Genomic DNA, 23334 nt, shown 5'->3' with positions numbered 1-23334 from the left:
ATGCGGAACTCAAGGCGCGGAGAGGTCGATCCCTTCATCGTGATGGACGTGATGGAGGCGGCACGGCAGGCCGAGGCGGCGGGGCGGCACATCATCCACATGGAGGTGGGCCAGCCCGGTACCGGCGCGCCGCGCGAGGCGGTCGAGAAGCTGACGCGCGAGATGGCGGCGGGACCGATGGGCTATACCGTGGCGCTGGGCCTGCCGGAACTGCGCGCCCGCATCGCCCGGCACTACGGCGAATGGTACGGGGTCGATCTCGACCCGGCCCGGGTCGTGGTGACCTCCGGCGCCTCGGGTGCGTTCCTGCTGAGCTTCACGCAGCTCTTCGACACCGGCGCCCGGGTGGGGCTGGGCGCGCCCTGCTACCCCTCCTACCGCCAGATCCTCAAGGCGCTAGACATGGTGCCGGTGGATATGCCGACCCGGCTCGCCAACCGGATGCAGCCGGTGCCCGAGGATATCGAGCGCCACGCGCTCGACGGGCTGGTGCTTGCCTCGCCCTCGAACCCGGCCGGCACCATGCTCGACCGCGACGGGCTCGGGGCTCTGGCGCAGGCCTGCGAGGCGCGCGGCGCCGCGCTGATCTCGGACGAGATCTATCACGGGATCGGCGGGCGCGGAACCTCGGCACTGGAAGTGACCGACGAGACCCATGTGATCGGCTCGTTCTCGAAATACTTCTCGATGACCGGCTGGCGCGTCGGCTGGCTGATCGTGCCGCCCGAGCATGTGCGCGGCATCGAGCGCATCGCCCAGAACATGTTCATCTGTACCTCGCACGCCTCGCAGCGGCTGGCGCTGCACGCCATGGACGCGACCGATGAGCTGGAAGCCAATGCCGCCGTCTATGCCGCCAACCGCGCGCTGATGCTGGAGCGGCTGCCGAAGGCGGGCTTCACCCGCTTCGCGCCCCCCGACGGGGCGTTCTACGTCTATGCCGACGTCTCGGCCTTCACCGATGACAGCCGCGCCTTCGCCGCCGAGATCCTCGACGAGGCGGGCGTCGCGGTGACGCCGGGCCTCGATTTCGACCCGGCGGACGGGCATCGCTGGATCCGCTTCTCCTATGCCCGCTCCACCGCCGATATCGAGGAGGGGCTGTCGCGGCTCGCCCGCTTCATGGCGGCGCGCGGTCATGCGGAGGCGGGCGCCGCATGAGGCCCCGCCGCGGTGCCCGGGGCAGGCCGGGTATGCGTATTTGGGGAAAGATGACGGGGATCGGCCTCGCGCTGCTGCTGGCGGGGCCGCTCTCGGCGCAGGAGTTCTCGGCGCAGGAGTTCTCGGCGCAGGAGTTCTCGGGGCTGGCCCGGCTCGATGCTTCCGAGAGCCATGTTGCGGATACGCGCCGGGGGCTGGAGCTGGAGCTGGCGTTGAGCCAGACGGTGCCTTGGCGGGTCTTCACGCTCGACGAGCCACGGCGGCTCGTGCTCGATTTCGCCGAGGTCGACTGGACCGGGGCCGATCCGGCGGCGCTGCTGTCGGGGACGCGCGCCAGCGCGCTGCGGCTCGGGCGCGGGCGGCCCGGCTGGTCGCGCCTCGTGCTCGACTTGGCCGAGCCACTCGCGGTCGAGAGCGCCGAGATGCGGGCACGGCCCTCGGGCGCGGCGCGGCTGCGCATCGCGCTGGGACCGGTGAGCGCCGAGGCCTTCGCGGAACGCGCGCGCCCCGCCGACCCGGCCGGAGAGACGCTGGCCCCGCCGCGGGCGGCGGAGGCGGGGCCGCTGGTGGTGGCGGTGGATGCGGGCCATGGCGGCGTCGATCCGGGCGCCATGCGCGAGGGGCTGGTCGAGGCCGACCTGATGTTGCAGCTGGCGCGCGAGACGGCCGAGGCGATCAACCGTTCCAGCAACATGCGCGCGGTGCTGACCCGCGACGCCGACGCCTTCGTGCCGCTGTCCGAGCGGATGACCATCGCCCGGGCGGCGGGGGCCGATTTGCTGCTGTCGCTGCATGCCGATGCGCTGGAGGAAGACGAGGCCTCGGGCGGCTCGGTCTACACGCTTTCGGACGAGGCGCAGGACACCGCATCGGGGCGCATGGTCGAGCGGCACCAGCGCGGCGACCTGTTGGCCGGGCTCGATCTCAGCCGTCAGGACGACCGGGTCGCCACGGCGCTGATGGATCTGGCCCGGATCGACACCGCGCCGCAGAGCGAGCGGCTGGCGCAGGCGCTGGTGGCTTCGCTCGGCGCGGCGGGCGCGCATCTCAATTCGCGGCCCCTCCGCAGCGCGCCGCTGGCGGTGCTCAACGCCGCCGATTTCCCCTCGGTTCTGGTAGAGGTGGGGTTCCTGTCGAATGCCGGGGATCGGGCGCGACTCGTCGATCCGGCCTCGCGCGCCCGGATCGTCGCGGGGCTCGTCGCGGGGCTGCGCAACTGGGCGGCCGAGGAGGCCGCGCGCGCGCCGCTGCGGCGGCGCTGAAACGCAAACGGCCCGCGCGGTGACGCGCGGGCCGTGATACCGTGCCGGGGCCGAGCCTCAGCCCTTGTTGGCGGGCTTCGGGCCTTCCTCGCGCGGCAGACCGTCGAAGCGGGCGAGCCAGACCGAGTGCATGCCGCAATCGGGATCTTCGGGGATGAAGGCCAGCGGCTTGAAGCCGTGCATCTCCAGAAGACCCTTGTAGGTCTTGGGGCTCAGGCTCTCGTGGAAGATCGGCTTGCCCGCCACGTCGCCGATCGCCGTGCCGGCCGAGGGGCCGGAGGTGAACATCAGCGCGCAGCCGGGCGCCGCGTGCTCGGCGAAGGTCGGGAACATCGACTGCTGATCGGGTCCCGCCAGGTGGAAGAAGCTGTCCCAGGCGAGAATCGCGTCGAACTTCTCGGACAGGCGCAGCCCGCGCATGTCGTGGTGGAAGGCGCGGGCGCGCGGCAGGTTCTTCTGGAACAGGCCCAGCATCACCCGCGAGGCGTCGACGCCGGTGACCTCGGCGCCGCGATCGGCGACGTATTGCGCGATCGGCGCGCCCGAGCCGCAGCCGAGATCGAGCACGCGGCGGCGGCCGCCATTGCGCGGCGCCGCGGCCAGCATCCTGTCGACCCAGCGCCGTTCGATCAGGCGTCGGTCGCGCGCCTTGGCCCATTCGGGGCCGACGGCGTCATAGGTCGCGATCACGTCGTCCGGCGTGGCGCGGCGGGAAGGGGTTGTGTCGGTTGCCATCATGTACGCCCTTTTGGGTGCCAGCTGTCGAGAGCGCAATCCCCTCGCCAAAGCGTGACCCCGCTTTCGGGCGTTTTGCTGCCGATTTCAAGCCCTGCGCTTTTGACCCCGGGCGGGCGCTTGCCTATAAGCCCCTCATTCCTCCCGGAGACAATCGTGCTGCGCTTCATCATGTCCTTCCTCGGCGGCATCTTCTCGATGCTGACCCTCGGCCTCGCAATGGGGGCGCTGACGCTCGGTGCGATCTTCTACGTCTATGGCCGCGACCTGCCCAGCTACGAGACGCTGGCCCAGTACACGCCGCCGACGATCAGCCGCGTCTATGACGGCGAAGGCAACATCCTCGACGAGTTCGCCACCGAACGACGGCTCTTCACCCCGGCCGAGGAGATCCCCGATCTCGTCAAGCATGCCTTCGTTTCGGCCGAGGACCAGAATTTCTACGTCCATTCCGGATTCGACGTGAAGGGCATCGTCGCCGCCGGCGTCGAGGCGGTGCGCTCGCGTGGCGAGGACATCCGCGGTGCCTCCACGATCACCCAGCAGGTGATGAAGAACTTCCTGCTCGACGGCTCGCGCACCATCGAGCGCAAGATCAAGGAACTGATCCTCGCGGTGCGGATCGAGGGCGCGATGGACAAGGAGCGGATCCTCGAGCTTTATCTCAATGAGATCTTCCTCGGGCAGAACTCCTACGGCGTCACCGCCGCCGCGCAGACCTACTTCAACAAGCCGCTATCGCAGCTCGAGCCGGGCGAGGCCGCCTATCTCGCGGCGCTGGCGCAGCGCCCCGGCAACCTGCACCCGGTGCGGCAATACGAGGATGCGGTGAACCGCCGCAACTACGTGCTGCGCCGGATGTGGGAAGACGGCTATATCGACGAGGCCGCCTATCGCGAGGGCCGTGGCCTGACGCTCGACACGGTGCAGTCCGGCGATATCGCGAGCTTCCGCGCCGCGTTGCCGCCGCGCGACTACTTCACCGACGAGGTGCGCCGCCAACTCTCGGCCGAGTTCGGCGAGGACGAGTTCTTCGGCGGCGGTCTGTCGATCCGCGCCACGCTGGACGGCCCGTTGCAGGTCGAGGCGGCACATGCGCTGCAGCGCGCGCTCGAGCAATACGATCGCGGGCTGGGCCGCTGGCGCGGCACCGGCAAGTCGATCCCGGTCGAAACGCTCGACGACGAGTTGGCCTGGCGCAAGGCGCTCTCCGAGGTCGACGTGCCGCGCGACGTGACGCTGGAGAGCCAGTGGTACCCGGCCGTGGTAATGGAGCTCGGCGAGAGCGAGATGCGCCTCGGGATCGAGGGGTTGGCCGATAACGGTTCCGAGCCGCATGTGGTGCCACGCGACGACATTTCCTGGATGCGCGGCAGCTTTGCCGAGAATTTCGAGCGCGGCGACGTGGTGCTGGTGCGCCGGATGACCTCCGACGATGACGGCAGCTTCATCCGCTGGACGCTGCGGCAGACGCCGCGCGTGCAGGGCGCCTTCATGGCGATGGACGTCAACACCGGCCGGGTGCTGGCGATGCAGGGTGGCTTCTCCTACCAGGACAGCGTGTTCAACCGCGCCACCCAGGCGATGCGCCAGCCCGGCTCCTCCTTCAAGCCCTTCGTCTACGCGGCGGCGCTCGACAGCGGCTACACCCCGGCGACGATCATCGTCGACGCCCCGATCGAGATCAACACGCCGCAGGGCATGTGGCGACCTCAGAACGCTTCCAACAAGTTCTACGGGCCGACGCCCCTGAGAACCGGCATCGAGCAGTCGCGCAACATCATGACGATCCGCCTCGCGCAGGAGGTAAGCATGGATACCGTCGCCGATTACGGCGAGAAGTTCGGTGTCTATGACGATCTCGGGCCCTACCTGTCGAACGCGCTGGGCGCGCAGGAGACGACGCTGTTCAAGATGGTCGCGGCCTATGCGATGTTCGCCAATGGCGGCGAACGGGTCGAGCCGACGCTGGTCGACCGGGTGCAGGATCGCTACGGCAACACGCTCTACCGCCACGATCAGCGCAACTGCGTCGACTGTTCGCTCCCGAACCTGCCGGCGGGCAAGGCGCCGACGATCCAGTCGAACCGCGAGCGGATCATGAACGCGGTCACCGCCTACCAGCTCACCTCGATGATGGAGGGGGTGGTCAAGCGCGGCACCGCGCGCGGCATCAACCTCCCGGTGCCGATCGCCGGCAAGACCGGCACCACCAACGATGCCAAGGACGTGTGGTTCGTGGGCTTCTCGTCGAACATCGTCGCGGGTTGCTACATCGGCTACGACAACCCGCGCTCGCTCGGCTCGGGTGCCTCGGGCGGCGGCATCTGCGGCCCGGTGTTCGAGAGCTTCATGAGGGAGGCGATCGAGCGTTTCGGCGGCACCGAGTTCCCGGTCCCCGACGAGTGCCAGTTCATCAAGATCGACCGCTTCTCGGGGGCGCGCCTGCCCGACGGCGCCTCGGGCGACAACGTGATCTCCGAGTGCTTCCGCATCGGCGAGGAGCCGCTGTTCGGCGTGACCTTCGATGGCGGATTCAAGATGTCGGGCGATCTGCCGCTCTACGAGGAGGCGGGCGGCAACAAGCCGGCCAAGAAGGTCCAGACCTCGACCGGCAACACCGCCACCGTCGGCCCGAAGGCGAGCTTCGGCACGCTGTCCTCGGGCGGCCTCTACTGAGCGACGCTCTCGCGCGCCTCGCTTGCCGGGGCGCGCGGGGCGCGCTATCACGCCGCACAATTCAAAGCCTTCGAGGCCGAGTGAGGAGCCGATCATGCGCGCAGAGACGCAAGCCAACATCGCCGCCATCGAGAAGTCGCTCGGGCTGCTGGCCAAGCGCATGGGCCTCGAGACGGCGGCGCACCGGCTCGAGGAATTCGACGCCCGGGTCGAGGACCCGACGCTGTGGGACGACCCCGCCGCCGCGCAGAGGCTGATGCGCGAGCGCCAGTCGCTGCTCGACAAGATGGGTACCTACGACCAGATCAGCCAGGGGCTGAAGGACAATGTCGAACTGATCGAGCTGGGCGAGATGGAGGGCGACGAGGAGGTCGTGGCCGAGGCCGAGGCCACGCTCAAGGCGCTGCGCCAGACCGCCGGCGCCAAGGAGCTGGAGGCGCTGCTCGACGGCGAGGCCGATGGCAACGACACCTTCCTCGAGATCAATGCCGGCGCCGGGGGCACCGAGGCATGCGACTGGGCGCAGATGCTGCAGCGGATGTATGTGCGCTGGGCCGAGAAGCGCGGCTACGAGGTCGAGATGCAGTCCGAGGAAGCCGGCGGCGAGGCCGGCATCAAGTCGGTCGCCTACAAGATCTCCGGCCCCAACGCCTATGGCTGGCTGAAATCCGAGAGCGGGGTGCACCGTCTCGTGCGGATCTCGCCCTTCGGCAAGGGCACGCGCGAAACCTCCTTCGCGAGCGTCTGGGTCTATCCGGTGGTCGATGACAACATCGAGATCGACGTGAACCCCTCCGACATCCGGGTCGATACCTACCGCTCCTCGGGGGCCGGGGGACAGCACGTCAACACCACCGACTCGGCGGTGCGGATCACCCACCTGCCGACCGGCATCGTCGTGACCTCCTCGGAAAAATCGCAGCACCAGAACCGCGACATCGCGATGAAGGCGCTGAAATCGCGGCTCTACCAGATGGAGCTCGACCGCCGGAACGCCGAGATCAACGCACAGCACGATGCCAAGGGCGATGCCGGCTGGGGCAACCAGATCCGCTCCTACGTGCTTCAGCCCTACCAGATGGTGAAGGACCTGCGCACCGGCCACGAGACTTCGGACACCCAAGGCGTGCTCGACGGTGATCTCGACGGCTTCATGGCCGCGACCCTGGCTGGCCAGGTCTCCGGCAAGAGCCGCGCCGAGGCGACCTCGGACGACTGAAGCCACCCCCGACTTTGTTCCTGAAATACGCCGGGGTCCGGGGCGGAGCCCCGGTCCCGTCCTCTCGGCCCGCGCTCACCTGTTCCGCATCTTGCCCGTCGTAACCCTGCGCTCCTAGACTGGGGCGGGAGGGCTGAGGATGAGGGTGCTGATCTGCGGCGCCGGACCCACCGGGCTGACCGCCGGGGTCGAACTGGCCCGGCGTGGTATCGAGGTGACGGTCTTCGAGGCGCGAGATGCGCCGTCCCCCCTGTCGCGCGCCGTCGGCATCAATCCCGAAAGCCTGCATCGTCTTGAGCCTTCCGGCGTGACCGAGGCGCTGCTGGCCGAGGGCGTCACCTATAGAGGCCTGATCCTTCATCGCGGCGGTCGGGTCTGGGCCAGCCTCGATTTCGCCGCGGCCCGGCCCGAGCGTTTCGGCCGTCGCTACATGCTCGGGCTGCCGCAGGATCGCACCGAGGCGATCCTCGCCGCGGCATTGGCACGTCACGGCGGCACGCTGCTGCGCGGCGCCGAGATCGTCGGCATGGCGCAGGACGCCCGAGACGTCCGCATCACATTGAAGGATGGTCGGGAGGAGCGCGGCGACTGGCTCCTCGGCGCCGACGGCACGCGCAGCCTCGTGCGCGAGGCGGCGGGGATCGGTTATCCCGGGCACCGGCTTCCGGATGTCTGGTCGATCGCCGATATCGACGCGCCGGGCTGGCCGCATCGCGACCGGGTGGCGCTGTCCCTGTTGCCCCAGGGGCGGGTGGCCGCCGTCGTGCCGCTGGGCGGTGAGCGGGTACGGATGATCTCGAACACCGAGGACGCGCTCGCGGCCGAGCCCTTCGGCGTGCGGGTCGCGCATCTGCACGACCGGGGCCAGTTCCGGGTGGCGTTGCGAATGGCGGAGCGGTTCCGGGAGGGGCGGGTGCTGCTCGCGGGAGACGCCGCGCATTCGCATTCTCCCGCCGGCGGGCGCGGCATGAATCTGGGCATCGCCGATGCCTGCGATCTAGCCGAACGGCTCGCGGGCGGCGGAATCGACGGCTATTCCAAAGCCCGCCGCGCGGCGGATCGCCGGATCATCGCCGGGGCCGAGCGGATGCGCCGCGTGGTCACCGCGAAGGGCCGGCTGGCCCGCCCAGCGACGCTGGCGGCGGTGCGGCTGATCACCGCCCTGCCGCCGCTGCGGGCGCGTTTCGCGGCGAATTTCCTCTACGGCTAGCCGGATACGAAAAGGGCGCCCCGGTTTCCCGAGACGCCCCGATCCGTCGATCCCGCGACCGGCCTCAGTCGTGGCCGCCTTCGGCCACGGACGGCTTCGGCAGCGGCTTGGGCGCGCCGGTGGTGTTCAGCGGGTCTTCCTGACGCTGCACCGAACCCTCGAAATGCGCCCCGCTCTCGATCGCGATGGTCTTGTGGATGATGTCGCCCTCGACGCGGGCGGTCGAGGTGAGGCGAACCTTGAGGCCGCGCACCCGGCCGACGATCCGGCCATTGATGACCACGTCATCCGCGACCAGCTCGCCGCGCACGGTGGCGCCTTCGCCGACGGTCAGCAGATGCGCGCGGATGTCGCCCTCGATCTGGCCCTCGACCTGGATGTCGCCGGTGGTCTTGACGTTGCCCTTGATGTGCAGGTCGGCCGAGAGCACCGAGGCCGGCGGCTTCGCCTTGGGTGCGGCGGGACGGTAGTCCTGCGATCCCTGCGGCTGCGCGGGCTTGGTGGTGGCGTCCATCTGGGGGTTCCCTTCGGCTGTCCTGGGTCCGGGCTCGTTGATCTTGCTCTTAGAAAACATCTTTTCCAGCTCGTATGTAGGTCATGGGATTGACGGGAGTCCCACCGACGCGCACCTCGTAATGGAGGTGGGGCCCGGTCGATCGTCCGGAGTTGCCCATATCACCAATCCGCTCGCCGCGCGATACCCTTTGGCCGACCTTCACGCTGATCTTGTTGAGGTGGGCATAACGGGTCTCGATCCCGAACTCGTGCTGGATCTTGATTAGCCGGCCATAGCCCGAGGCCCAACCGGCGCTGACCACCACGCCGTCGGCGGTGGAATAGACCGGGGTGCCGATCGGCGCCGCGAAATCGGCGCCCGCATGCAGGCGGCCCCAGCGCTGGCCGAAGCCGGAGGTAAAGCGATAGGAGGATTTCACCGGCTCCGCGAAGGGCGCCTTCGAGGCGGCGATCCGGTAGAGGTTGATCTCGTCCATCTTGTCGAGCAGCGCGTTGGCACGCTCGGCATTGTCGTGGCCATGGCCCGCATGGGACCCCATGGTGGAGAACTGGATCGGGGTCAGCGCGCCGCCGCCGATGCCGCTATAGCCCTTGCGCACCTTGCTGATCATCGCGTCGGGGTCCATGCCGGCCGCGCGGAACATCTCGCCCAGCGGCTCGACCGAAACGGTCATCGCCTCTTCGAGCTGGCGGAAGATCTCGTCGTTGCGTTCGGTCATCAGCCGCAGCTCGAGCTGCATCTCGTTGGCCTGTTCGAAGGCAAGCTCGGCATCCTCGGCGATGCGGTCGCGCTCTTCGGCGGTTTCGGCCAGCGCGCCGGACAGGATGTCGAGCGTGCCCTCGACCGAGGCCGCGTCGGCGCCGCCGGGCAGGGTACCGCCCTCGGCCAGCGCCAGCTTCAACTCCTCGGCGGCGTCGCGCGCGGTCTCGCGCTCGATCATGGTGCGGCGCAGCGCGGCCTGCATCACCTCGAGCCCGGTCTCCATCTCGCGGCGCTTGTCCTCGGAGGCCAGCAGCTCGCTCTGCATGGTCGAGATCTGGGCCAGCGCGGTCGAGAACCGCTCCTGCGCGGCGGCGGCTTCGGCGGCGCGCAGGTCGCGCTCGGCCGAGAGAACGTTCAGGCGATCCTCGTAGATCATCTGGTCGCGTTGCGCCTGGGCGCGGAAATTGCCGGAGCCGATCGAATCCATCAGCAGAATCGCGGTGGCGGTGATGGTCCAGCCGACCACCAGCGTCGCGCCGGTCCAGGCGATCAGCTGGGTCGAGGGGTGGAGCCTGATGAACCGGGTCTCGGTGTCCGAGCGCAGAAACAGCCGCCGTTCGGGAAACCGGCGCTCCAGCGCCGCGTGAAGTTTCTGTGCCAGTTTGATGCGCACCCGTCCGTCCCCGTGTTGTCCCGGTCACAGCCTCTCTTTTTCGAGAGTGCCGCGTGCGTGGTGTTAGCGGGGCCTCCCCCCTGTCGCAACATCTTTGGGCAGCCACCCGGGTCACGGGCGTGGAGAAGGCCGAAAAACGGCAAGATATCGCCGAAAGGACTATAGTGTCACACTGTGGCGCCCGAGCAACGAAAGGGCCGGTCTTCAGCCCTCTCGCCGTGCCGTCTCCTCCGCAAGCGGCCAGTAGAAATCGGGCGGGATCCCGGCCTCGGCGCGCTTCTCCTCGTTGAACGGCGGCTTGAGCCCGCCGTGGAAATGGCGCCGCACGAGGTCGCGAAACAGCGGCGCGGGGTCGAGATCGTGCCGCCCGCACAGGAAGTGGAACCACTTCGAGCCGTAGGAGACGTGGTGCACCTCCTCGACATAGATCACCTCGAGCGCCGCGACGGTGTCGGTGTCGCCCGCCTTGCGGAAGATCTCGATCATGCCGGGCGTCACGTCGAGACCGCGCGCCTCGAGCACCATCGGCACCACGGCGAGCCGCGCCATCAGGTCGGCGGCGGTGTCCTCGGCGGCGCGCCACATGCCCTCATGCGCGGGCAGGGCGCCGTAATGGCTGCCCAGCGCCTCGAGCCGGTCGCACAGCAGGTTGAAATGCTTCGATTCCTCGTCCGCCGCCTGCACCCAGTCGTCGAAATAGCCCAAAGGCAACGGCGTCGCGGCAAAGCGCGCGACCGCGTCCCAATGCAGGTCCACCGCGTTCAGCTCGATATGCGCCACCGCGTGGATCAGCGCGATCCGGCCATGTTCCGAGCCGGGACGGCGCTTGGGCATTTCGCGCGGCGCCAGCAGTTCGGGCCGGTCCGGGCGGGCCGGCCGATCCGGGGGCGGGGTATCGCCGATTTCCAGCGGCGCGCCGGCGGTGCGGCTGTCGCGCCAGGCCTTGGCGGCGGCGTGGCTGCGCGCGGTCTTGAGGCGGCCATCGGCGGTCGAGAGCACCTCGACCGCCAGATCAGTGAGCGTTTGGTTCACAGCGCCCGCACCGCGTCGAGAACCTCCTCGGCATGGCCCGCCACCTTCACCTTGCGCCAGATCCGGGCGATCCTGCCTTGGGCGTCGATGAGGAAGGTGGTGCGCTCGATCCCCATGAAGGTCTTGCCGTACATCTTCTTCTCGACCCAGACACCGTAGCGCTCGCAGACATCGGCCTCGGCATCCGACAGCAGCGTCACGCCCAGCCCGTACTTGTCGCGGAACCTCTCGTGCTTGGCGACGCTGTCCTTGGACACGCCGAGCACCCGTGCGCCCAGCAGTTCGAAATCGCCGCCCAGTTCGGTGAAGCCCTGCGCCTGCTTGGTGCAGCCCGAGGTGTCGTCGCGCGGGTAGAAATAGAGCACCACCGGCGCGCCGAGATGGGCCGAGAGCCGCACCTCTTCGCCGCCGTCGCGCGGCAAGATGAAATCGGGGGCTTTCTGGCCGGGCTCGGGCAGGGTGGCCGTCATCGTGTCGCTCATGGCGCATCCTCGCTGTCGTGAACGGGCGGCGGTGGCCCTCGGGGGGCAAGGGATCTACGCTGGGGCCGACGAAATCAAGGGGTCTTGGCCCGACTTGCAGCATCGATCGATCAGCCCGCGCGACCGGCGCGCCCGCCCGGCCGTGGCGGCGACGGCTCTCGCGCGCCCGCCGCGGCGGCGGGCGCGCGGGCTGAAGCTGGCGGAAGGCCTGCGCCTCGGTCTCGGGCTCGGGCTGACGCTGGTGACGCTCCCCGTGGCGCTGGCTCTTGGCCTGGGGCTGTTGCTGATCGGGCAGACGATCACGGCGCCGAGCTGGATCACCGAGCGGATCGAGGCGCAGGCGGACACCATGCTGGCCGGGGGGCGCATCGATTTCGGCGCGATCGCCCTGACGCTCGGCACCGACCTGCATCCGCGCGTGGCGCTGCGCGACACGGTGCTGCACGATGCCGAAGGCGCGGTGCTGGCGCGGGTGCCCCGGATCGAAGCGCTCCTGAGCCCGCGCGGCCTGCTCTTCGAGCGCTCCGTGCTGGCGCAGGAGGTGATCCTGACCGAGGCCGAGATCGGGCTCAGGCGCGACACCACCGGCCGGGTCGAAGTGCGGTTCGAGCGCGCCGCGCCGCGATCCGTCCCCGCGCCGCAGCCGGATACGAGCGGGCTGGCCGGGCTGTTGTCGCGCATCGACGCGGTGTTGGACCGGCCCGCGCTCGATGCTCTGGAGCGGATCGAGGCGCGGCGGCTGGCGGTCAATTATTCCGATGCGCGCGCGGGGCGCGACTGGACCGCCGAGGACGGGCGGATCGCGCTTGATCTGCGCGCCGGGATGCGGCTCGCCGGGCAGATGACGCTGCGCGCCGATGGCGGCGAGGTCACCGATCTCGCCCTCGGCTACGACCGTGCCGGCGGCGCGCGGGATGCCGAGATCCGGATGAATATCGAGGGGGCGGCCAGCCGCGATCTCGCCACGCAGCATCCGGCGCTGTCCTTTTTGTCGGTGCTCGACGCGCCGCTTTCGGCGCGGCTGCGGGGCCGGATCGGCATCGATGGCACGCCGGGGCCGTTCAGCGCGGCGCTGCGGATCGGCGCCGGCGCGCTGGCGCCGGGCGAGGGCGCCGAGCCGCTGCGCTTCGAGCGCGCCGGGCTGGCGCTGCGCTTCGACCCGGCAGAGGACCGGATCGCGTTCGAGCGCATCTCCGCCATGGGCGAGCTGGGCCGCGTCGAGGGGCAGGGGCAGGCCTGGCTGCGCGAGGTGAAGGCGGGCTGGCCCGGCGCGCTGGTGGCGCAGATGCGCTTCGACGAGGTGGCGCTCGCGGCGGGGGCCGGGCTACCGGACGCGGTGGCGCTGCGCGAGGTCTGGTCGGACCTGCGGCTGCACCCCGATCCCTTCGAGCTCGAGATCGGCGGATTCGGCGCCACCGATGCCGCCAGCGGCGCCCGGATCGGCGGCAGCGGCGCGATCGGCTCGACCCCCGAAGGCTGGCGCGCCGCGCTCGATGTCCAAGCCGCGGCGCTCTCGCGCGACCGTCTGCTCGCCTACTGGCCCGAGGGCTTCAAGCCGGGGACCCGCGACTGGATCGCCAACCACATACCCGCCGCCACGCTGCGCGACGTGACGGCGTCGCTGCGCCGCTCGCCGGGACAGGACCTCGAGATCGCGCTCAGCCATGGTTTCGAGGGCGCCACGATCCGCCCGCTCGACGGGCTGCCGCCGATCACCGGCGGGGCAGGCTATGCCAGCATCGGCGACGGCACCTTTTCCGTCAGCCTGACCGAGGGCGTGGCCGAGGCGCCGCAGGGCGGCCGCGTCGACCTCTCGGGCACCAGCTTCACGATTCCCCGGCTGGGCGGGCCGCGCCCGGATGCCGAGATCGGCATCGAGGCCGCGGGCACGGTCACGGCGATGCTGTCCTTGATCGACCAGCCGCCTTTCCGGTTCCTGCAGAAGGCGGGAAAGCCGGTGGATCTGATCGAGGGGCGGGGCCAGGCCAGCGCCCGCGTCGCCCTGCCGCTGGGCGGGCCGGTCGCACCGGAGGAGGTGGCCTGGTCCGTGAGTGGCACGCTCGACGAGGTGTCGAGCATGGCGATCGTGCCGGAGCGCCGCGTCGCCGCCGATCGCCTCGCGCTCAGGGCCGGGCCCGAGGCGCTCGAGGTCGAGGGCCCGGTGACGATCGACGGTCTGCCGGCCGATGTGGCCTTTCGCCAGCCGCTCGGCGCATCCGGTGGGACGGCGCGGCTCGACGGGACGGTCGAGCTGTCGCAGCGCTTTCTCGACACCTTCGGCATCGCGCTGCCCGAGGGCTCCCTGTCCGGTCGTGGGCGCGGCGAGGTCGCGATGCGGCTGGCGCGGGGCGCGCCGCCGCAGGTCACGCTTTCGACGGATCTCAGGGGGCTCGGCCTGTCGATCCCGGCGCTGGGCTGGTCGGTGGCGCCCGGCACCACCGGGCAGCTGGAGATCGCGGGGCGGCTGGGCGAGACGCCCCGGATCGACCGGATCGCGCTCGATGCGGGCGGTCTCTCGGCGCGCGGCGATCTGCGGCTGCGCCCCGGCGGCGGGCTGGAGCGCGCCAGCTTCGAGCGGGTGCGCCTGTCGGACTGGCTCGACGTCAGCGCCGATCTGGTCGGGCGCGGCCCGGGCGAGACGGTGGGGCTCGAGATCACGGGCGGCGCGGTCGACCTGCGGCGCGCCGGTTTCGGCAAGGGCGGCGACGGAGAGGGCGGGCCGATCAGCCTCGCGCTCGACCGGCTGCGCGTCACCGACGCGGTGGCGCTCACCGCGCTGCGGGGCCGGTTCTCGACCGTAGGCGGCTTTTCGGGTCGCTTCGATGCGCGGGTCAATGGCGGCGCGCCCGTTTCGGGGCTGGTGGTGCCCGATGATGGCGGTACGGCGGTGCGCATCACCGGGCCGGATGCGGGGGCGGTGCTACGCTCGGCCGGGCTTTACGGCACCGCCACCGGTGGCGCGCTCGACCTGACGCTGCTGCCCGACGGGCGGCCCGGCCATTACACCGGCGATCTCGACGTGGCCGGACTGCGGGTGCGCGACGCGCCCGCCATGGCGCAGCTTCTCGACGCGATCTCGGTGGTGGGACTGCTGCAGCAGCTGGACGGTAAGGGGCTCGCCTTCGACCGGATCCTGGCCGATTTCCGGCTGAGCCCTGACATGCTCGAGATCACGCAATCGAGCGCCACCGGGCCGGGTCTTGGCATTTCCCTCGACGGGAGATACAGCCTCGCTTCCAGACGCATGGCCTTCCAAGGCGTCGTCTCGCCCTTCTACCTCGTCAATTCGCTGGGATCGTTCCTGACCCGCCCCGGCGAGGGGCTGATCGGCTTCAACTACACGCTGGGCGGCACGCCCGAGGACCCGCAGGTCTCGGTCAACCCGCTCTCCGCGCTCACCCCCGGCCTGTTCCGCGAACTGTTCCGGAGGCCGCCACCGACCTGACCTGAGGACGCCGATGAAGCTCTCGGATTTCGATTTCGACCTGCCCGACGAGCTGATCGCCACCCGGCCCGCCAAGCCGCGCTCGTCGGCGCGGCTGCTGCTGGCCCAAGGTCAGGAGATCGCCGACCGGGTGGTGACCGATCTGGTGCAGATCCTGCGGCCGGGCGACCGGCTCGTGCTCAACGACACCAAGGTGATCCCGGCGCGTCTGAGCGGCACCCGGACCCGCCCCGGCGCCGCCGGCGAGGGCACGGCGCGGATCGAGGTGACGCTGCTCGGTCCCCGCGCCGACGGCTGCTGGAGCGCGCTGGTCAAGCCGCTTCGGAAGCTGCGCGAGGGCGAGGTCGTGGTGTTCTCGGAGCGACTCTCGGCCGAGTTGGTGGGCCGCGAGGCCGATCAGGCGGTGCTGCGTTTCGATCTCGAGGGCGATGATTTCGACGCCGCCATCGCCGAGGTCGGCGCGATGCCGCTGCCGCCCTACATTGCCGCCAAGCGCGCCGCCGACGAGAGCGACCGCGAGGATTACCAGACCGTCTGGGCGGCGCGGCCCGGCGCGGTTGCCGCCCCCACCGCCTCGCTGCATTTCGACGAGCCGCTGATGGCGGCGCTGGCCGCGCGCGGCGTCAGCTTCACCCATGTGACGCTGCATGTCGGGGCGGGAACCTTCCTGCCGGTGAAGGTCGACGACATCCGCGACCACAAGATGCACGCCGAATGGGGCGAGGTGAGCGAGAAGGCCGCCGCCGAGATCGCCGCCACCCGCGCCACGGGCGGGCGGGTCATCCCGGTCGGCACCACCGCGCTGCGGCTGATCGAGAGCGCCGCGCGGGGCGGCCAGATCGCGCCGTGGTCGGGCGAGACCGACATCTTCATCACCCCGGGCTTCGAATTCCGCGTCGCGCATGGGTTGATGACCAATTTCCACCTGCCGAAATCGACGCTGATGATGCTGGTCTCGGCCTTGATGGGGGTGGAGGAGATCCGCCGGATCTACGATCACGCCATCGCGAATCGCTACCGCTTCTTCTCCTATGGCGACGCCTCGCTGCTGTTGCCACGCAACGGGCGCTGAAGCCGCTTCGTTTTCGACCGACGAACCGTCGTATTGCTGAAAGACTCGGCTGCTAGCACCGGGTTAGCCGAGCCTTAGCCGGCAGAAAGGGACAGGCCATGATTCAGGTTCTCGGGAGCTCCTGGGCGCTTCTGCTCGGCATGTTCATGCTGATGATCGGCAACGGGCTCCAAGGCACGCTTCTGGGCCTGCGCGGCGAGGTCGAGGGCTTCTCGACGCTCGAGATGTCGGTGATCATGTCGGCCTATTTCGCGGGCTTCCTCTTCGCCTCGCGCTATGCGCCGATGATGATCCGCCGGGTCGGTCACGTGCGGGTCTTCGCGGCGCTGGGCTCGACCATCTCGGCGGTGCTGATCCTCTACCCGGCGCTGGCCGAGCCCTGGGCCTGGACGCTGGGCCGCGTCGCCATCGGTTTCTGCTTCTGCGGCGTCTACATCACCGCCGAGAGCTGGCTCAACGACGCCGCCAGCAACGAGCATCGCGGCAAGGCGCTGTCGCTCTACATGATCGTGCAGATGGCCGGCATCGTCATGGCGCAGTACCTCGTGACGCTGGGCGACGTGTCGGGCTTCATCCTGTTCATCATCCCCTCGGTGCTGGTGTCGATGGCCTTCGCGCCGATCCTCCTGTCGGTGAGCCCGGCGCCGGTGTTCAACACCACCAAACCGCTGCCTCTGCGGCGGCTGATCGATGCCTCGCCGCTGGCCTGCATGGGGATGTTCCTCCTGGGCGGCGTCTTCGCGGCGCAGTTCGGCATGTCGGCGGTCTATGGCGCCCGGGCCGGTCTGTCGGTGGCGCAGATCTCGCTCCTGGTCTCGATCACCTATGTCGGCGCGCTGGTGCTGCAGTTCCCGATCGGCTGGCTGTCGGACCGGATCGACCGGCGCTGGCTGATCCTCGGCCTGTCGGCGGTGGGCGGGGCGGGGGCGCTGGTGTCGTTCCTGCTGCCCGGTCATGTCGGGCTGATCCTCGTGTCGGCGGCGCTGGTGGGCGGCACCTCGAACCCGCTCTACGCGCTGCTCATCGCCTATGCCAACGACTACCTCGACCGCGAGGACATGGCGGCGGCCTCGGGTGGGCTGCTGCTGATCAACGGCGTCGGCGCCATCGCCGGCCCGATCGTGGTGGGCTGGATGCTCGACAATGTCGGCGCGCATGGCTTCTGGGCCTTCATCGCGGTGCTGATGCTGGGACTCGCGAGCTATGCGGGCTGGCGCATGCTGCGGCGCCCGGATCGCGGCGTCGAGGTCGGCGACACTGTCAGCTACGCGCCGATCGCCGCCACCGCCACGGCGGTGGCCGCCGAGGTCGCGCAGGAGGTCTATATCGAGCACGAGATCGAGCAGCAGGAAGAGGCCCGCGATGACGCCGCCTGAGCGGCGGGCGGCCGGATCGGGGCCAATTCGCGCCATATCGCGCCTTCGCGCTTGACCCGTGGCGGGGTTGGGGCAGGTTTGGGGGAACCACCGATCAGGAGGACCGCCATGACCGCCACCCCCGTCACCGCCCAGGCCGAGGCGCCGAGCGAGGCCGAGAAGGTGCTCGCCTTCTGGCTCGAGGAGGTCGAGCCGAAGCAGTGGTACATCGCCGATGACGATCTCGATGCCACGATCCGCGACCGGTTCGGCGCCATGTGGGACAAGGCCGCCGAGGGCGCTCTGGGCCACTGGCTCACCGAGCCGAACGGCGCGTTGGCCTATATCATCGTCACCGACCAGTTCGCGCGCAACATCTGGCGCGACGACGCCCGCGCCTTCCAGCTCGACGAGCAGGCCCGCTCGGTCGCCAAGCTGGCGATCGACAATGCCTGGGACCGCGAGATCGTGCCGCCGGGGCGGCAGTTCTTCTACCTTCCGCTGATGCATTCCGAGAATCTCGTCGATCAGGATCGCGCCGTGCGGCTGTTCTGCGAGCGGATGCCCGACGCCGAGGACAATCTGCTGCACGCCCGCGCCCATCGCGAGGTGATCCGGGAATTCGGCCGATTCCCGTTCCGCAACGACGCGCTGGGCCGCCAGACCACCGAGGCCGAGAAGGAGTGGCTGGATCAGGGCGGTTACGGTGCCGTGGTCGAACGGCTGAAATCCGCCTCCTGACCCGGCGGCAGCGCTTGCAGACCTGCCATGCAACCGGCCGTCTGGAAGCCCGGCGGAAAGTAGTTTAGCGTCAAACCAATTTTTTGCGGGACCGCCGAGGAGGAACACCGATGGCCGCCAGGAACTTCGACGTGATCGTGATCGGGGCCGGCCCCGGCGGCTATGTCGCCGCGATCCGCGCCGCCCAGCTGGGCAAGAAGGTCGTGATCGTCGAGCGCGAGAACTTGGGCGGAATCTGCCTGAACTGGGGCTGCATCCCGACCAAGGCGATGCTGCGCTCCTCCGAGGTGTTCCACCTGATGCACCGCGCCAAGGAGTTCGGGCTCAAGGCCGAGAGCATCGGCTACGATCTCGATGCGGTGGTCAAACGCTCTCGCGGCGTGGCCAAGCAGCTCTCCTCGGGCATCGGCCACCTGATGAAGAAGAACAAGATCGAGGTGGTGATGGGCGAAGCCACCATCCCCGCCAAGGGCAAGGTCACGGTCAAGACCGAGAAGGGCAGCGAGGAGCTGACCGCCAAGAACATCGTTCTGGCCACCGGCGCGCGCGCCCGCAACCTGCCGGGGCTCGAAGCCGACGGCGACCTGGTCTGGTCCTACCGCCACGCGCTGGTGCCGCCGCGCATGCCCAAGAAGCTGCTGGTCATCGGCTCGGGCGCGATCGGGATCGAGTTCGCAAGCTTCTACAACACGCTGGGCGCCGAGACGACGGTGGTCGAGGTGATGGACCGGATCCTTCCCGTCGAGGATGCCGAGATCTCGGCCTTCGCCAAGAAGCAGTTCGTGAAGCAGGGCATGAAGATCATGGAAAAGGCCGTGGTCAAGAAGCTCGATCGCGGGCAGGGCAAAGTCACGGCCCATATCGAGAGCAAGGGCAAGGTCGAGACGCAGGAGTTCGACACGGTGATCTCGGCCGTCGGCATCGTCGGCAACACCGAGGGGCTCGGGCTCGAAGAGCTGGGCGTCAAGATCGACCGCACCCATGTCATTACCGATGAATATTGCCGCACCGGCGTCGAGGGGCTCTATGCCATCGGCGACATCGCCGGCGCGCCCTGGCTCGCGCACAAGGCCTCGCATGAAGGCGTCATGGTGGCCGAGCTGATCGCCGGGGAGCATCCGCACCCGGTGAAACCCGAAAGCATCGCGGGCTGCACCTACTGCCAGCCGCAGGTGGCGTCGGTCGGCTACTCCGAGGCCAAGGCCAAGGAGCTGGGCTTTGACGTGAAGGTCGGCCGTTTCCCCTTCATCGGCAACGGCAAGGCGATCGCGCTGGGCGAGGCCGAGGGCATGGTCAAGACCGTGTTCGACGCCAAGACCGGCGAGCTTCTGGGCGCCCACATGGTTGGCGCCGAGGTGACCGAGCTGATCCAGGGCTACATCGTCGGCCGCACCCTCGAGACCACCGAGAAGGAACTGATGGAGACGGTATTCCCGCATCCGACGCTGTCGGAGATGATGCATGAGAGCGTTCTCGACGCCTATGGGCGGGCGCTGCACTACTGATCCTTGCCGCAGCGCAGGATCACGAATGCCCCCGACCGGCCCGGTCGGGGGCATTTTCTGTTAGGATGGCCCCATCGGGACCGGTTCCCGAAGTAGGGGGTATCATGCGTTTTCCGACATTCTGTGTCGTCGCGGGGCTAATCGCGACGGTGGCGCCAGCACAGGCCATGGAGGCCGATCGCGAGGGCGTCTACGAAATCCAGATCCTGCTGCAACATCTGGGCTACGAACCCGGGCAGATCGACGGGCTGCCGGGGCCGCGGCTGGCGCATACCATCCGCGTCTTTGAGGCGGAGCATGGCCTGCCGATCACCGGCCGCGCCGACACGGGTCTGAACGACCTGCTGCACGACCTGGTGGCTGCGAGCCCGTCGCGGGCGTTTATCGCGACCACCGCGCCGCCGCAGCGCCGTGGTTTCTGGCAGCGCCATGCCTGGCCGTCACGGATGGGCGGCTACTGACCGCCCGGACAAGATGCCGCAGCCCCTTCGCCTGCGCGGCAGGGGTTGCGGCATTTCGCGCAGCCCTGCCATGTGTTATCGTTTCGTTCTCATTTCGCGGTTGGAGAACGGCCTTCGGGGCCCTATCTTCCGGGCTGGACACTGGTGGGGACCTGCATGCCGGAACTGAAGCAGATCGAGGTGCGCGGCGCGCGCGAGCACAATCTCAAGAACATCGACGTGGATATCCCGCGCGACGAGCTTGTCGTGATCACCGGCCTGTCGGGCTCGGGCAAATCCTCGCTGGCCTTCGACACGATCTATGCCGAGGGTCAGCGCCGCTATGTCGAGAGCCTCTCGGCCTATGCGCGGCAGTTCCTCGACATGATGGAAAAGCCCGATGTCGATCACATTTCGGGCCTCTCGCCCGCGATCTCGATCGAGCAGAAGACCACCTCGAAGAACCCGCGCTCCACGGTCGGCACCGTCACCGAGATCTACGACTACATGCGCCTGCTCTTCGCGCGGGTCGGCACGCCCTATTCCCCCGCCACCGGCCAGCCGATCGAGGCGCAGCAGGTGCAGGACATGGTCGACCGGGTCATGGCGATGGAGGAGGGCACACGCGGCTACCTGCTCGCGCCCATCGTGCGCGACCGCAAGGGCGAATACCGCAAGGAGTTCATCGAACTGCGCAAGCAGGGCTTCCAGCGGATCAAGGTGAATGGCGAATTTCACGAGTTGGAGAGCCCGCCGACGCTCGACAAGAAGTTCCGCCACGACATCGACGTGGTAGTCGACCGGATCGTGGTGCGCGAGGGGCTGGAGACGCGGCTCGCGGATTCGTTCCGCACCGCGCTCGACCTCGCCGACGGCATCGCGATACTCGAAACCGCGCCCAAGGAAGGCGAGGGCGAGCCCGAGCGGATCACCTTCTCCGAGAAATTCGCCTGCCCGGTCTCGGGATTCACCATCCCCGAGATCGAGCCGCGGCTGTTCTCGTTCAACGCGCCCTTCGGCGCCTGCCCCTCCTGCGACGGTCTGGGCGTCGAGCTGTTCTTCGACGAGCGCCTCGTCGTGCCCGATGTCACGCTCAAGGTCGCGGACGGTGCCATCGCGCCGTGGCGCAAGGGCAAGACGCCGTATTTCCTGCAGACCATCGAGGCGATCTCCAAGCATTACGGCGTGTCGAAGACCGCCCGCTGGAAGGACCTGCCCGAGAAGGTGCAGGAGGTGTTCCTGCGTGGCTCCGGCAAGGAGGAGATCGCGTTCCGCTATGATGATGGCGGCCGGGTCTACAAGGTGTCACGGCCCTTCGAGGGCGTGATCCCGAATCTCGAGCGCCGCTATCGCGAGACCGACAGCTCCTGGGTCCGCGAGGAGATGGAGCAGTACCAGAACAACCGTGCCTGCGGCACCTGCCACGGCTACCGGCTGCGCGAAGAGGCGCTGGCGGTGAAGATCGCCGGGTTGCATGTCGGTCAGGTCGTGCAGATGTCGATCCGCGAGGCCTTCGACTGGTGCGAGACCGTGCCCGCCAGCCTCACCAACCAGAAGAACGAGATCGCCCGCGCCATCCTCAAGGAGATCCGCGAGCGGCTCGGCTTCCTCAACAATGTCGGCCTCGACTACCTGACGCTGTCGCGCAACGCCGGCACGCTGTCGGGCGGTGAGAGCCAGCGTATCCGGCTGGCCTCGCAGATCGGCTCGGGCCTCACCGGCGTGCTCTACGTGCTCGACGAGCCGTCGATCGGCCTGCACCAGCGCGACAACGACCGGCTGCTGACCACGCTCAAGAACCTCCGCGACCAGGGCAACACGGTGATCGTGGTCGAGCATGACGAAGAGGCGATCCGCGAGGCGGATTACGTCTTCGACATGGGGCCGGGCGCGGGCGTGCATGGCGGCGCCATCGTCGCGCATGGCACGCCGCAGGAGATCATGGCCAACCCGGATTCGGTGACCGGCCAGTATCTCGTCGGCAGCCGCGAGATCGCGGTGCCCGCCAAGCGGCGCGAGGGCAATGGCAAGAAGCTCACCGTGGTGAAGGCCACCGGCAACAACCTCAAGGAGGTGACGGTCGATTACCCGCTGGGCAAGTTCGTCGCCGTCACCGGCGTCTCGGGCGGCGGCAAGTCGACGCTGACCATCGAGACGCTCTACAAGAACGCCGCGATGAAGCTCAACGGCGCCCGGCAGGCGCCCGCACCCTGCGAGACCATCAAGGGCTTCGAGCATCTCGACAAGGTGATCGATATCGATCAGCGCCCGATCGGCCGCACCCCACGCTCGAACCCCGCGACCTATACCGGCGCCTTCACCCCGATCCGCGACTGGTTCGCGGGGCTGCCCGAGGCCAAGGCGCGCGGCTACAAGCCGGGCCGGTTTTCCTTCAACGTGAAGGGCGGGCGCTGCGAGGCTTGCCAGGGCGACGGCGTCATCAAGATCGAGATGCACTTTCTTCCGGATGTCTACGTCACCTGCGAGACCTGCAAGGGCGCGCGCTACAATCGCGAGACGCTGGAGGTGAGGTTCAAGGGCAAGTCGATCGCCGACGTGCTCGACATGACGGTCGAGGACGCGCAGGAGTTCTTCTCTGCCGTGCCCTCGATCCGCGAGAAGATGGACGCGCTGTGCCGCGTCGGCCTCGGCTACATCAAGGTCGGCCAGCAGGCGACGACGCTTTCGGGCGGCGAGGCGCAGCGGGTGAAGCTGTCGAAGGAGCTCGCGCGCCGCTCCACGGGTCGCACGCTCTACATCCTCGACGAGCCGACCACCGGCCTGCATTTCGAGGATGTGCGCAAGCTTCTCGAAGTGCTGCACGAGCTGGTCGAGGCGGGCAATACGGTCGTGGTGATCGAGCACAATCTCGACGTGGTGAAGACCGCCGACTGGATCATCGACATCGGGCCCGAGGGCGGCGATGGCGGCGGCACCGTGGTCGCCACCGGCACCCCCGAACAGGTGGGCGAGGTCGAGGCGAGCCACACCGGCCGCTACCTCAAGCCGATGCTGAAGCCGCGCAAGATCGCCGCCGAATGAGCGGGTAAGTATGAACGCAGAAGGGCCGCCCGAGGGGCAGCCCTTTCGCTTTGTCGGATCGG

Annotated in this window: 17 protein-coding genes; 12 read left to right on the top strand and 5 right to left on the bottom strand. The window is 69.0% G+C overall.

All coding sequences use genetic code 11. The annotated features are described in order from the left end of the window. A complete protein-coding gene (locus tag O4G76_RS03320) occupies nucleotides 1–1161 on the top strand; it encodes a pyridoxal phosphate-dependent aminotransferase (RefSeq protein ID WP_269395981.1) in 1161 nt (386 codons plus the stop codon). A gap of 32 nt (nucleotides 1162–1193) precedes the next feature. Next, on the top strand, nucleotides 1194–2423 hold the full coding sequence (locus O4G76_RS03315) for an N-acetylmuramoyl-L-alanine amidase (protein WP_269395980.1): 1230 nt from the start codon (nucleotides 1194–1196) through the stop codon (nucleotides 2421–2423). A 57-nt stretch (nucleotides 2424–2480) separates the two neighbouring features. Here O4G76_RS03315 and O4G76_RS03310 read toward each other — a convergent pair whose 3' ends face one another. After that, nucleotides 2481–3158 carry a trans-aconitate 2-methyltransferase gene (locus O4G76_RS03310; RefSeq protein ID WP_269395979.1) on the bottom strand — a complete coding sequence of 226 codons (678 nt, stop codon included), beginning with the start codon at nucleotides 3156–3158 and terminating at the stop codon, nucleotides 2481–2483. A gap of 156 nt (nucleotides 3159–3314) precedes the next feature. On the opposite strand from O4G76_RS03310, the gene O4G76_RS03305 reads away from it, so the two are divergent. The 3 genes from O4G76_RS03305 to O4G76_RS03295 all read left to right on the top strand — a co-directional run bounded on the left by O4G76_RS03305 (nucleotide 3315) and on the right by O4G76_RS03295 (nucleotide 8266). Then, nucleotides 3315–5837, top strand: a complete 2523-nt coding sequence (locus O4G76_RS03305) for a PBP1A family penicillin-binding protein (RefSeq protein WP_269395978.1) — start codon at nucleotides 3315–3317, stop codon at nucleotides 5835–5837. Between the two features lie 94 nt (nucleotides 5838–5931). Continuing rightward, nucleotides 5932–7056: a peptide chain release factor 2 gene (gene prfB / locus O4G76_RS03300; RefSeq protein ID WP_269395977.1), complete on the top strand. Its 1125-nt coding sequence runs from the start codon at nucleotides 5932–5934 to the stop codon at nucleotides 7054–7056. A 139-nt stretch (nucleotides 7057–7195) separates the two neighbouring features. After that, nucleotides 7196–8266, top strand: a complete 1071-nt coding sequence (locus O4G76_RS03295; RefSeq protein ID WP_269395976.1) for an NAD(P)/FAD-dependent oxidoreductase — start codon at nucleotides 7196–7198, stop codon at nucleotides 8264–8266. Nucleotides 8267–8330: 64 nt separating this feature from the next. Here O4G76_RS03295 and O4G76_RS03290 read toward each other — a convergent pair whose 3' ends face one another. The 4 genes from O4G76_RS03290 to bcp form a co-directional block, all read right to left on the bottom strand. Next, nucleotides 8331–8840, bottom strand: a complete 510-nt coding sequence (locus tag O4G76_RS03290) for a polymer-forming cytoskeletal protein (protein ID WP_085895720.1) — start codon at nucleotides 8838–8840, stop codon at nucleotides 8331–8333. Continuing rightward, on the bottom strand, nucleotides 8830–10158 hold the full coding sequence (locus O4G76_RS03285; protein ID WP_269395975.1) for a M23 family metallopeptidase: 1329 nt from the start codon (nucleotides 10156–10158) through the stop codon (nucleotides 8830–8832). Before O4G76_RS03285 ends, O4G76_RS03290 begins: the two co-directional genes overlap by 11 nt. Nucleotides 10159–10362: 204 nt before the next feature. After that, nucleotides 10363–11190: a ferritin-like domain-containing protein gene (locus tag O4G76_RS03280; RefSeq protein WP_269395974.1), complete on the bottom strand. Its 828-nt coding sequence runs from the start codon at nucleotides 11188–11190 to the stop codon at nucleotides 10363–10365. Then, on the bottom strand, nucleotides 11187–11672 hold the full coding sequence (bcp, locus tag O4G76_RS03275) for a thioredoxin-dependent thiol peroxidase (protein ID WP_269395973.1): 486 nt from the start codon (nucleotides 11670–11672) through the stop codon (nucleotides 11187–11189). Before bcp ends, O4G76_RS03280 begins: the two co-directional genes overlap by 4 nt. Nucleotides 11673–11814: 142 nt before the next feature. Between bcp and O4G76_RS03270 the strand changes: the two genes are divergently transcribed. The 7 genes from O4G76_RS03270 to uvrA all read left to right on the top strand — a co-directional run bounded on the left by O4G76_RS03270 (nucleotide 11815) and on the right by uvrA (nucleotide 23272). After that, a complete protein-coding gene (locus O4G76_RS03270; RefSeq protein WP_269395972.1) occupies nucleotides 11815–15117 on the top strand; it encodes an AsmA-like C-terminal region-containing protein in 3303 nt (1100 codons plus the stop codon). Between the two features lie 13 nt (nucleotides 15118–15130). Further along, nucleotides 15131–16189, top strand: a complete 1059-nt coding sequence (gene queA / locus O4G76_RS03265; RefSeq protein ID WP_269395971.1) for a tRNA preQ1(34) S-adenosylmethionine ribosyltransferase-isomerase QueA — start codon at nucleotides 15131–15133, stop codon at nucleotides 16187–16189. A 98-nt stretch (nucleotides 16190–16287) separates the two neighbouring features. Then, nucleotides 16288–17565: an MFS transporter gene (locus O4G76_RS03260; RefSeq protein ID WP_269395970.1), complete on the top strand. Its 1278-nt coding sequence runs from the start codon at nucleotides 16288–16290 to the stop codon at nucleotides 17563–17565. Nucleotides 17566–17673: 108 nt separating this feature from the next. Further along, nucleotides 17674–18285 (top strand): DUF924 family protein, encoded by a 612-nt coding sequence (locus O4G76_RS03255; RefSeq protein WP_269395969.1) that lies wholly within the window; start codon nucleotides 17674–17676, stop codon nucleotides 18283–18285. A gap of 110 nt (nucleotides 18286–18395) precedes the next feature. Continuing rightward, nucleotides 18396–19790: a dihydrolipoyl dehydrogenase gene (gene lpdA / locus O4G76_RS03250; RefSeq protein WP_269395968.1), complete on the top strand. Its 1395-nt coding sequence runs from the start codon at nucleotides 18396–18398 to the stop codon at nucleotides 19788–19790. Nucleotides 19791–19894: 104 nt separating this feature from the next. Beyond that, nucleotides 19895–20251: a peptidoglycan-binding domain-containing protein gene (locus O4G76_RS03245; protein WP_269395967.1), complete on the top strand. Its 357-nt coding sequence runs from the start codon at nucleotides 19895–19897 to the stop codon at nucleotides 20249–20251. A 156-nt stretch (nucleotides 20252–20407) separates the two neighbouring features. Beyond that, nucleotides 20408–23272, top strand: coding sequence for an excinuclease ABC subunit UvrA (gene uvrA / locus O4G76_RS03240; RefSeq protein ID WP_269395966.1), 2865 nt, complete (start codon nucleotides 20408–20410; stop codon nucleotides 23270–23272). The last annotated feature ends 62 nt before the right edge of the window (nucleotides 23273–23334 follow it).

The organism is Limimaricola sp. G21655-S1, from assembly GCF_027213785.1.
In the GTDB taxonomy this organism is placed as follows: domain Bacteria; phylum Pseudomonadota; class Alphaproteobacteria; order Rhodobacterales; family Rhodobacteraceae; genus Limimaricola.
This window is presented reverse-complemented; position numbering and strand designations above follow the sequence as displayed.

Coding starts and splice junctions, on each gene's coding strand:
- lpdA (WP_269395968.1), top strand. CDS start 18,396: ATGGCCGCCAGGAACTTCGACGTGATCGTGATCGGGGCCGGCCCCGGC.
- O4G76_RS03295 (WP_269395976.1), top strand. CDS start 7,196: ATGAGGGTGCTGATCTGCGGCGCCGGACCCACCGGGCTGACCGCCGGG.
- O4G76_RS03315 (WP_269395980.1), top strand. CDS start 1,194: ATGCGTATTTGGGGAAAGATGACGGGGATCGGCCTCGCGCTGCTGCTG.
- O4G76_RS03320 (WP_269395981.1), top strand. CDS start 1: ATGCGGAACTCAAGGCGCGGAGAGGTCGATCCCTTCATCGTGATGGAC.
- O4G76_RS03260 (WP_269395970.1), top strand. CDS start 16,288: ATGATTCAGGTTCTCGGGAGCTCCTGGGCGCTTCTGCTCGGCATGTTC.
- prfB (WP_269395977.1), top strand. CDS start 5,932: ATGCGCGCAGAGACGCAAGCCAACATCGCCGCCATCGAGAAGTCGCTC.
- uvrA (WP_269395966.1), top strand. CDS start 20,408: ATGCCGGAACTGAAGCAGATCGAGGTGCGCGGCGCGCGCGAGCACAAT.
- queA (WP_269395971.1), top strand. CDS start 15,131: ATGAAGCTCTCGGATTTCGATTTCGACCTGCCCGACGAGCTGATCGCC.
- bcp (WP_269395973.1), bottom strand. CDS start 11,672: ATGAGCGACACGATGACGGCCACCCTGCCCGAGCCCGGCCAGAAAGCC.
- O4G76_RS03245 (WP_269395967.1), top strand. CDS start 19,895: ATGCGTTTTCCGACATTCTGTGTCGTCGCGGGGCTAATCGCGACGGTG.
- O4G76_RS03310 (WP_269395979.1), bottom strand. CDS start 3,158: ATGGCAACCGACACAACCCCTTCCCGCCGCGCCACGCCGGACGACGTG.
- O4G76_RS03290 (WP_085895720.1), bottom strand. CDS start 8,840: ATGTTTTCTAAGAGCAAGATCAACGAGCCCGGACCCAGGACAGCCGAA.
- O4G76_RS03255 (WP_269395969.1), top strand. CDS start 17,674: ATGACCGCCACCCCCGTCACCGCCCAGGCCGAGGCGCCGAGCGAGGCC.